The 9,547-nt window shown below is 76.3% G+C and carries 11 protein-coding genes; 9 read left to right on the top strand and 2 right to left on the bottom strand.

Annotated elements, in window-relative coordinates; all coding sequences use genetic code 11:
* From ACFXAM_RS24460 to tsaE, 4 genes are all read left to right on the top strand, one after another.
* Positions 1–381 (top strand): NAD(P)H-hydrate dehydratase (locus ACFXAM_RS24460; protein WP_380294374.1); only part of this gene is annotated, 381 nt, incomplete at its 5' end.
* A gap of 121 nt (positions 382–502) precedes the next feature.
* Entirely contained in the window at positions 503–1,675 is a 1,173-nt protein-coding gene (gene alr / locus ACFXAM_RS24455; RefSeq protein ID WP_380294377.1) for an alanine racemase, read from the top strand.
* Positions 1,672–2,886 (top strand): alpha/beta fold hydrolase, encoded by a 1,215-nt coding sequence (locus ACFXAM_RS24450; protein ID WP_380294373.1) that lies wholly within the window; start codon positions 1,672–1,674, stop codon positions 2,884–2,886. The genes alr and ACFXAM_RS24450 overlap by 4 nt, the downstream gene beginning before the upstream one ends.
* Before the next feature lie 121 nt (positions 2,887–3,007).
* On the top strand, positions 3,008–3,508 hold the full coding sequence (gene tsaE / locus ACFXAM_RS24445; RefSeq protein WP_380294372.1) for a tRNA (adenosine(37)-N6)-threonylcarbamoyltransferase complex ATPase subunit type 1 TsaE: 501 nt from the start codon (positions 3,008–3,010) through the stop codon (positions 3,506–3,508).
* Positions 3,509–3,881: 373 nt separating this feature from the next.
* Here the strand turns inward: tsaE and ACFXAM_RS24440 are convergent, their stop codons facing one another.
* Positions 3,882–4,517 (bottom strand): hypothetical protein, encoded by a 636-nt coding sequence (locus ACFXAM_RS24440; RefSeq protein ID WP_380294376.1) that lies wholly within the window; start codon positions 4,515–4,517, stop codon positions 3,882–3,884.
* Positions 4,518–4,722: 205 nt separating this feature from the next.
* Here ACFXAM_RS24440 and tsaB point away from each other — a divergent pair, with 205 nt between their 5' ends.
* From tsaB to ACFXAM_RS24415, 5 genes are all read left to right on the top strand, one after another.
* Positions 4,723–5,379 (top strand): tRNA (adenosine(37)-N6)-threonylcarbamoyltransferase complex dimerization subunit type 1 TsaB, encoded by a 657-nt coding sequence (gene tsaB / locus ACFXAM_RS24435; RefSeq protein WP_380294371.1) that lies wholly within the window; start codon positions 4,723–4,725, stop codon positions 5,377–5,379.
* Between the two features lie 59 nt (positions 5,380–5,438).
* Entirely contained in the window at positions 5,439–5,972 is a 534-nt protein-coding gene (rimI, locus tag ACFXAM_RS24430) for a ribosomal protein S18-alanine N-acetyltransferase (protein WP_380294375.1), read from the top strand.
* A complete protein-coding gene (gene tsaD / locus ACFXAM_RS24425) occupies positions 5,965–7,053 on the top strand; it encodes a tRNA (adenosine(37)-N6)-threonylcarbamoyltransferase complex transferase subunit TsaD (protein ID WP_380294370.1) in 1,089 nt (362 codons plus the stop codon). Before rimI ends, tsaD begins: the two co-directional genes overlap by 8 nt.
* Entirely contained in the window at positions 7,050–7,313 is a 264-nt protein-coding gene (locus ACFXAM_RS24420) for a hypothetical protein (protein WP_380294369.1), read from the top strand. Before tsaD ends, ACFXAM_RS24420 begins: the two co-directional genes overlap by 4 nt.
* A 99-nt stretch (positions 7,314–7,412) precedes the next feature.
* Positions 7,413–8,333 carry a polysaccharide deacetylase family protein gene (locus ACFXAM_RS24415; protein WP_380294368.1) on the top strand — a complete coding sequence of 307 codons (921 nt, stop codon included), beginning with the start codon at positions 7,413–7,415 and terminating at the stop codon, positions 8,331–8,333.
* Here the strand turns inward: ACFXAM_RS24415 and ACFXAM_RS24410 are convergent.
* The gene (locus ACFXAM_RS24410; RefSeq protein ID WP_380294367.1) at positions 8,309–9,538 is read right to left on the bottom strand and encodes a methyltransferase domain-containing protein; all 1,230 of its coding nucleotides are present in this window, start codon (positions 9,536–9,538) and stop codon (positions 8,309–8,311) included. The genes ACFXAM_RS24415 and ACFXAM_RS24410 overlap by 25 nt on opposite strands.
* Positions 9,539–9,547 lie beyond the last annotated feature (9 nt).

Below are 9,547 nucleotides of genomic sequence, written 5' to 3'. Positions count from 1 at the left end.
GTGCTGCTGAAGGGCTCGACCACGGTGGTCGCCGATCCGGGCGGCGCCGTGCGGGTGAACCCGACCGGCACCTCCTGGCTGGCGACGGCCGGCAGCGGGGACGTCCTGGCCGGCCTGGCCGGCTCGCTGCTCGCCGCGGGCCTGTCCCCGCTGGACGCCGCCGCGGTGGCCGCCTACCTGCACGGCCTCGCCGCCCGCCGCGCCGCGGCCGCTCCCGGCGCCCCCGTGACCGCCCTCGACGTGGCGGCCGCCCTCTCCACCGCCTGGAACGACGTCCGCACGGCGGCGCCGGAGCCGTCCGCCCGGGACGTCCCGGGGCGGGGCGCCGGACCGGTCCGTACAGGGCGGGGGGGGCCGGGCCCGGGAGGGACCCGGGGGTGACGCATGGGCGTCCGGAGGGGGGTGGGGGTTGCGGGGGGAGCGGTGCGCCGACGGGCCGTTCGGCGAGGACCCTGGGACGTCTGGGAGACTGACCCTGATGACAACTGCGAAGACGACCGTGATGCCCACGCTCACCGAAGGCGCGCGGGCCGAGGCGACCATCGACCTCGCCGCCCTGCGCGGCAACCTCGACGCGCTGCGCGAGCGGGTCGGCGGCGCCTCGGTGATGGCCGCGGTCAAGGCGGACGCCTACGGGCACGGCGCCGTCCGGTGCGCCCGGGAGGCGGTCGCGGCAGGGGTCCGCTGGCTGGGCACCGCGACGCCGGAGGAGGCGCTCGCGCTGCGCGCCGCCGGCATCGGGCCGGACCGGGCCCGCATCCTGTGCTGGCTGTGGACCCCCGGCGGCCCCTGGCGCGAGGCCCTCTTCGCCGACCTCGACATCTCGGTCAGCGGCCGGTGGGCGCTCACCGAACTGCTCGCCGCCGTGCGCGCCACCGGCATCCCGGCCCGGGTCCACCTCAAGGCCGACACCGGCCTCGGCCGCAACGGCTGCCAGCCGCACGACTGGCCCGAGCTGGTCGCCGCCGCCCGCCGCGCCGAGCTGGACGGCCTGCTCACCGTGGTCGGCGTCTGGTCGCACTTCGCCGCCGCCGACGAGCCCGGCCACCCCTCCATCCAGGCCCAGCTGGACGCCTACCGCGCCGCCCTGGCCACCGCCGAGGCGGCCGGCCTGCGGCCCGAGGTGCGGCACCTGGCCAACTCGCCCGCCACCCTGCTGCTCCCGCAGTCGCACTTCGACATGGTCCGCACCGGCCTCGCGATGTACGGGCTCTCGCCGGTCCCGGAAGTCGGCTCGCCGGCCGACTTCGGCCTGCGCCCGGTGATGTCGCTGACCGCCCGGCTGGCCCTGGTCAAGCACGTCCCCGGCGGCCACGGCGTCAGCTACGGCCACCACTACACCACCCCCGGCCCGACCACGCTGGGCCTCGTCCCGCTCGGCTACGGCGACGGCGTCCCCCGGCACGCCAGCGGCATCGGCCCGGTGCAGATCGACGGCAAGTGGCGCACCGTGGCCGGCCGGGTGGCGATGGACCAGTTCGTCGTCGACCTCGGCGGCGACACCCCGGAGATCGGCGACGAGGTGCTCGTCTTCGGCAACGGCGACCGCGGCGAGCCGACCGCCGAGGACTGGGGCCGCGCCTGCGGCACCATCTCCTACGAGATCGTGACCCGGATCGGCTCCCGGGTGCCGCGCCGCTACGTCGGCGGCCTGGACGAGGACCCGCTCGGATGAGCGGGCAGCCCGGAGCCGATGCGGCCGGGGCGGTCGGCGGCGTGGCCCGCGCCGTCAAGGCGGCCGGGACGGCCACCGGGGTGAGCCGGGCCGGTCTGATCGGCATCTCGGTCGGCGTGCTCGCGGCCGGCGCCGCCGCGGGCGTGGCGATCGAACGGCTGACGGTCGGGCGGACGATGCGCCGCCGGGCCCGCGCCGAGCTGGACGCCAAGGCCCCGTACGGCTCGCTGCGCGGCCGCCCCCGCACCGTCGCCGCCGCGGACGGCACCGAGCTGTACGTCGAGCTGGACGGACCGGAGCCGGACGGAGCCGGTGCGGCGGGTGCGCCCGAGCCGCTGACCGTGGTCTTCTGCCACGGCTACTGCCTCAACCAGGACAGCTGGCACTTCCAGCGCGCCGCCTTCCGCGACGGTCCGCGCCTGGTCTTCTGGGACCAGCGCAGCCACGGCCGCTCCGAGCGCTCCCGCTCCTTCCTGGCCGGCGAGCCCGCCGGCATCGACCAGCTGGGCGGTGACCTCAAGGCGGTGATCGACGCCGTCGCGCCGACCGGCCCGCTGGTCCTGGTCGGCCACTCGATGGGCGGCATGACGGTGATGGCGCTGGCCGACCAGCACCCCGAGCTGTTCCGCGAGCGGGTCGCCGGCGTGGCGCTGATCGGCACCCTGGCCGGGAACTGGGACGCCGTCACCTTCGGCCTGCCCCAGGCGGGTGCCCGGCTGTTCCGCCGGGTCGCGCCGGGCATGATGAAGCTGCTCGGCCGTCAGACGGACCTGGTGGAGGCCACCCGCCGGCTGGGCGCGGACGTCAGCGCCGTCTTCTACCGGCGGTTCTCCTTCGGCGCGAAGGACGTCGACCCGGGCGTGGCCCGGTTCGCCGAGCAGATGCTGGACGCCACCCCGATCGACGTGGTGGCCGAGTTCTACCCGGTGTTCTCGGCGCACGAGAAGACCGCGGCCCTCGCCGCGCTGCGCGGCATCCCGGTGCTGGTGCTGACCGGCACCAAGGACCTGCTCACCCCGCCCGGCCACGGCGAGGTGATGGCCGAACAGCTGCCGGGCGCCGAACTGGTCCTGGTCGAGGACGCCGGGCACCTGGTGATGCTGGAGCGCCCCGACGCGGTCGACGGCCGGCTGGCCGCGCTGTTCGAACGGGCCGCCCGCTTCCGCGGTGCCGTCGTCCCGCCGGCGCCCCCGGCGGTCGGCGAGCCGTAGCGCGCCCGGCGGGCGGCGGCCGGCGGACGCCCGGCGCGGCCGGGGCCGGCGATGTGGCACGGTAGCGGGGGCGCCCGAGAGCCGGTGCGCCGCCGTACGGACCGAAGGGCTTGATTCACGCATGGGCTCGCACGCCACTCTCACCGCCGCCACCCCCGACCGGATGGGCCGGCTCGGCCGGGAGCTGGCCGCGCTGCTGCGCCCGGGGGACCTGGTGCTGCTCTCCGGCGAGCTGGGCGCGGGGAAGACCACGCTGACCCGGGGCCTCGGCGAGGGGCTCCGGGTGCGCGGCGCGGTCACCTCGCCGACCTTCGTGATCGCCCGGGTGCACCCGTCGCTGGTCGGCGGCCCGGCGCTGGTGCACGTCGACGCCTACCGGCTGGGCGGGGACCTCGACGAGATGGAGGACCTCGACCTCGACGTCTCGCTGCCCGAGTCGGTGGTGGTGGTCGAGTGGGGCGAGGGCAAGGTCGAGCGGCTCTCGGAGGACCGCCTGGAGGTCCGGATCGAGCGGGCCGTCGGCGCCGAGGCGGCGGCGGAGGGCGACCTGGACCCGCGCCGGGTCCGGCTGACCGGCATCGGCCCGCGCTGGGCCGGCGTCGACCTGTCGGTGCTGGCCTGAGGGAGCCGCCCGGCCCGGGTCACGGTTTGCCGACAGTCCGTCGGGAAGATGTTGCGGTCGGGGTCCCGGGCATGGTGGGATGGGTTCTGAGGTTAGGTCTGCCTAACTAGGAGGCGCCATGCCGAGCACCACGCCCGCCCCGGAGCGCGAACCGCGCGGGACCGGGGCCGAGGGGCCCGACCGACGTGCCGAGGGCGAGCCGATGCGGGCCCTGCTGGCCGCCTGTGCGGCGGCGGAAGCGGTTTCCACCCCGCCCGGACGCCGCCCGGCGGGGAGCCCGCGGCCCGGGGAACCGGCGGACGGCGGCGCGCACGAAACCCGCCGCGCCGCGTAGCCACCGCAGCGCCCGCCCGCCCCCCCCCCCCGGCCGGGGTCAGGCGATCACGACGACCTTGGTGTCCTTCGGCGCGAAGTCCCAGAGCAGCTGGCCGTCGGCCCGGCTGCTGCGGATGCCGCCGGTCTTGGCCTTCGAGTCGCCGCTCCCGATCGCGGAGGGCGTTCCCGACGCGGACGCGGACGCGGTCGGGGCGGCGGCCGGCGTGCCGGTGGCACCGTCGACGGCCGCGCTGAAGCCGAACACCACGCCGTTCTGCTGGGCGAACCGCACCACGTGCTCGATCTGCTTGCCGTCGGTGCCGGTGCCGGACTGGGTGCGGCTGTAGACGGGGTAGCTGCCGGGGGCCGGCTCCACGGTGCCCGGGGTGACCGGGAAGGCGGCCACCACCTGGGGGGTCTTCTTCGGGTCGATCAGCCAGACGTAGTGCCCGCTGACCGAGTAGACGACCCGCAGGCCGGTGCCGGTGCCCGCGGTGGGCAGCGCCGGGGCGGTCGGCGTCGGCGTGGTGGTCGGGGTGGCCGAGGCGGCCGGCCCGGTGGACGGGGCGGAGGTGCTCGCGCCGGGATCGGCGGCGACCGCGCGGTCCTGCGCGCCGTTGGCCTGGAAGGCCAGCAGGCTCACCACCGCCAGGGCCCCCAGGGTCAGCCCCGTGACCACCACTCCAGGACCCATCTTCGCCACGTGTGCTCCCACCGCCGTCCCTGAAACCGTCGGCCCCATCGTGCCAGGTTCGCCCGTCCGGTCCGCATCTCGTCGGACGTGTGTTCCGCCATGCTGCGGGTTTTCGGTCGTGCGGCGCACACCGGCGGCGGGGCGGGAGCGCGCCCCGGCGGTCGCCGCAGGACCGGTCACCGCCCGACCGGTCTAACCTTGACCCGTGCTGCTGCTCGCGTTCGACACCGCTACCCCCGCCGTCACCGCCGCCGTCCACGACGGCACGGCCGTCCTCGCCGAGACCGACCAGGTCGACGCCAGGCGCCACGGCGAACTCCTGTTGCCCGCGATCGACCAGGTGCTGCGGGCGGCCGGTGTCGACAAGCACCGGCTGACCGGCATCGCCGTGGGCGTCGGCCCGGGCCCGTACACCGGCCTGCGGGTCGGCCTGGTGACCGCCGCCGCGCTGGGCCACGCCCTGGACCTGCCGGTGCACGGCGTCTGCACCCTGGACGCGATCGCCCACCGGGCCCGCGCCGAGGGCCTGGCCGGCGAGCCGTTCACGGTGGCCACCGACGCGCGCCGCAAGGAGGTCTACTGGGCCGCCTACGACGCCGAGGGCCGCCGGACCGAGGGCCCCTCGGTGGACCGCCCGGGCGACCTGACGCCGCCGGCGCGCTCGGTCGGCGCCGGTGCGCTGCTCTACCCGGACGCCTTCCCCGGCGCGCACGGCCCCGAGCACGTCTCGGCCGGCGCGCTCGCCGACTTCGCCGCCGCCGAGCTGGCCGCCGGCCGGGCCCTGCTGCCCAACGCCCCGCTCTACCTGCGCCGCCCGGACGCCCAGGTGCCGGCCGGCTACAAGGCGGTGCTCCCGGCGTGACCGGCCCGAGCACCGACGGGGCCGTGCGCACCGGCGTCCCCGCCGCCGCCCTGCGCCCGATGCGCTGGTGGGACATCGCCCCGGTGCTGGCGCTGGAACAGGAGCTGTTCCCCGAGGACGCCTGGTCCGCCGGCATGTTCTGGTCCGAGCTGGCCGAGGCCCGCCCCGGCGGCACCCGCCACTACACCGTCGCCGTCACCCCGGACGGCACGCTCGTCGGCTACGCCGGGCTGATGGCGGTGGCCGGCGAGGGCGACGTCCAGACCATCGCCGTCGACGGCCGCCACCAGGGCACCGGACTCGGCGCGGCGCTGCTCGCCGACCTGGTCCGGGAGGCCGCCCGGCGCGGCTGCGCGGACCTGCTGCTGGAGGTGCGGGTGGACAACGCCCGCGCACAGCGGCTCTACGAGCGCTTCGGTTTCGAGCCGGTCGGCATCCGGCGCGGCTACTACCAGCCCGCCGGCATCGACGCGCTGGTGATGCGCCTCGACCTCGCGGCCGCCGCCGTCGACGGCGCCGCCGCCCCCGAAGACCTCGACGAACCCGCGGGCCACCCGCGACCGGACGTGAAGAAGGACACCCCCCATGGCTGACGAACCGCTCGTCCTCGGCATCGAGACCTCCTGCGACGAGACCGGCGTCGGCATCGTGCGCGGCACCACGCTGCTCGCCGACGCGGTGGCGTCCAGCGTCAACGACCACGCCCGCTTCGGCGGCGTCGTCCCCGAGATCGCCAGCCGCGCGCACCTGGAGGCGATGGTCCCCACCATCCAGCGCGCCCTGGACACCGCGGGCGTCAAGGCGGGCGACCTGGACGGCATCGCCGTCACCGCGGGCCCCGGCCTGGCCGGCGCGCTGCTGGTCGGCGTGAGCGCCGCCAAGGCGTACGCGTGGGCCCTGGACAAGCCGCTGTACGGCGTCAACCACCTCGCCTCGCACATCTGCGTGGACCAGCTGGAGCACGGCCGCCTGCCGTCCCCGACGATGGCCCTGCTGGTCTCCGGCGGGCACTCCTCGCTGCTGCTCAGCGAGGACATCACCAGCGACGTCCGCCCGCTCGGCGCCACCATCGACGACGCGGCCGGCGAGGCCTTCGACAAGGTGGCCCGGGTGCTCGGGCTGGGCTTCCCCGGCGGCCCGGTGGTGGACCGCACCGCCCGCGAGGGCGACCGCAGGGCGATCGCCTTCCCGCGCGGCCTGACCGGCCCCAAGGACCCGGAGTACGACTTCTCCTTCTCCGGCCTGAAGACCGCCGTCGCCCGCTGGGTGGAGGCGAAGCGACGGGCCGGCGAGGACGTGCCGGTCGCCGACGTCGCGGCATCCTTCCAGGAGGCGGTCACCGACGTGCTGACCCGCAAGGCGGTCAAGGCCTGCAAGGACAACGGCGTCGACCACCTGATGATCGGCGGCGGCGTCGCGGCCAACTCGCGGCTGCGCGAGATGGCCCAGCAGCGCTGCGACCGGGCCGGCATCCGGCTGCGGGTGCCGCGTCCGGGCCTGTGCACCGACAACGGCGCGATGGTCGCCGCGCTCGGCTCCGAGATGGTCTGGCGCGACCGCGCGCCGTCCTCCTTCGACCTGTCGGCGGACTCCTCGCTGCCCGTCACCGAGGTCCACGTCCCGCACACCGACGTCCACGGCGAGGCCTACCGGGCGCTGGGCGGCGGGCGGTGACCACCACCGCCGCGATGTGGGAGGCCCGGGCCGCCGACGGGCGCGGCGCCGAGCTCTCCGCGTGGGTGCGGGAGAGCGCGCTGCCCGCGCTGCGCGGCCGTCCCGGGCTGCTGCGCAGCGAGCTGTTCGCCGCTCCCGGCGAGCGCGTGCTGCTGATCACCTGGTGGTCCGGCGAGCCGGTGCCGGTGGCCGAGCCGCCCGCCGCGCTGCTGGGCCGTCCGGTGCACCGCTGGTCCTTCACCAGCGAGCACGTGGAGTAGCCCCCGGCAGCCGTTCGCGCGCCCGACCGGGAACCGAACGTCCGACCGTTACCGTGCTAGCGAGCGAGATCGCTGAACGGGAACGGGGAGCACGGCGCGGTGAACAGGCACGGGTGGAGCAGGACGACGGCGTACGCGGCGGGGGCGGTGGTCCTGCTGGCCGCCGCCACCGGGTGCGCGGGCGGGGGCGACAGCGGCGCCGCGTCCGCCGCCCTGGTGGCGCCGAGCACCACCACCGCCCCGGCCGGGTCCGCCGCGCCGCCCGGGCGGGACGCGGCCACCGCGCCGCCCGCGCCCCCCGCCCCGGCCGCCGGCGACGCCGCCGCCTGGGCGAAGTGGCACCTCACCCCGCTGCCGCCGGCGCCCCGGGCGCCCGCCGACAAGCCGGTGAAGCTCCAGCGGACCGGCCCGGTCCCGGTGTTCAGCGAGGTGCGGACCACCGACAAGGTCGTCTTCGTCACCATCGACGACGGCGCCGAGAAGGACCCGGCCTTCGTCGAGATGCTGACCGACCTCAAGGTGCCGGTCTCGATGTTCCTGACCCGCGACATCGTCAAGGACGACTACGGCTACTTCAAGCGGCTCCAGGCGCTCGGCAACCACGTCCACAACCACACCGTGGACCACGCCCAGCTGAGCAGGGCGGCGCCGGAGAAGCAGAAGTCCGAGATCTGCGACGCCCAGGCCGCGCTCACCCAGCAGTACGGCACCCCGCCGCTGCTGTTCCGCCCGCCGTACGGCGACGGCGCCAACACCCCGGCGGTCAACTCCGCGGTGCAGCAGTGCGGGCCGCGGGCGATCGTGCTGTGGCGCGAGTCGATGCAGATCCACGACATGCAGTACCAGGCGGCGGACAAGAAGCTGCGGCCCGGCGACATCGTGCTCGCGCACTTCCGCGGCCCGAAGGACCTCAAGGGCGAGACGATGACGCAGATGTTCGGCGAACTGCTGGCCCGGATCCAGGAGCAGGGCTTCACGGTGGCCCGGCTGGAGGACTACATCGAGGTGCCGGCCGCCTGAACGGCCGCGGCCGGGCCGGTCACCGGCCGGCCGAGCATCATCAGCGGGCCGTGGTCGGTGCGGCTGAGGATCACCGTCACGGTGTTCGGGCCGGCCGGCTTGAGCTGACGGCGCAGCTCCTCCGGGGTGATCGCCATCCCGCGCTTCTTGATCACCACCGTGCCGACGCCGCGCTCGCGCAGCAGCGCCTTCAGCTTCTTGATGTGGAACGGCAGCACGTCGGTCAGCTCGAAGCCGTGCGCGTAGGGGGTGTCGACCAGCTCGTCCGAGGTCACGTAGGCGATCTTGGGGTCGATCAGCCGCCCGTTCACCCGCTGCGCCACCTCGGCGACCAGGTGGGCGCGGATCACCGCGCCGTCCGGCTCGTAGAGGTAGCGGCCGACCGGGCCGGCCGGCGGGTCGGGCAGGTCCCCGCCGCCGAGGCTGGCCCGCTGCGGCAGCAGGGTGGCGCGGTGCGGGTGCTCCGCCCGGGTGCCGAACCAGAGCACCGCCTCCTTGACGTCGCCGTGGTCGGAGACCCACTCGGCCTCCGCGTCGGCCGGCACCGCCTCGTGCGGGATGCCGGGGGCCACCTTGAGCGCGCCGACCGGGGTGCGCCGGCCCGCCTCGATCGCCCAGGACAGCGGCGGCGCGTAGGCCTCGGGGTCGAAGACCCGGCCGCGCGAGGTGCGCCGGGCCGGGTCGGTGAAGACCGCGTCGAAACCGGTGACGTCGACGTCGGCGACGTCCGCGCAGCGCACCTCGACCAGGTCGGCCAGGCCCAGGGCGGCCGCGTTGGCGGCGGTGGCGGCGCAGGCGGCCGGGTCCTTGTCGACGGCGAGCACCTCGACGCCGGCCCGGGCCAGCGCCAGCACGTCGCCGCCGATCCCGCAGCAGAGGTCGGCCAGCCGCTTCACGCCGAGGTCCGCGAACCGCCGTGCCCGCCACTCGGCGACCTCGCGCCGGGTGGACTGCTCGACGCCGTTGGGCGTGAAGTACATGAGGTCGGCATCGGCGCCGAACTTGGCCCGGGCCCGCTGCCGCAGCCGGGCCTGCCCGAAGGCCGCCGACACCAGCTCGGCCGGGTGCTCCCTGCGCAGCCGGGTGGCCAGCGCCAGTTCCTCCCCGGGCGCGAAGTCGCGCAGTTCGGCGAGCAGGGCCTGGCCCCGGTCGGTCAGCAGGGGCCGCAGGTCGTCGTTCTCCACGGGCCCATTCTCACCGGTCACGGGAGGGCC

Origin of the sequence: Kitasatospora sp. NPDC059462, from assembly GCF_042749955.1 — a bacterium.
Lineage (GTDB): Bacteria > Actinomycetota > Actinomycetes > Streptomycetales > Streptomycetaceae > Kitasatospora.
The sequence above is the reverse complement of the archived record's forward strand: the minus strand, read 5'-3'. Positions and strand labels throughout refer to the sequence as shown.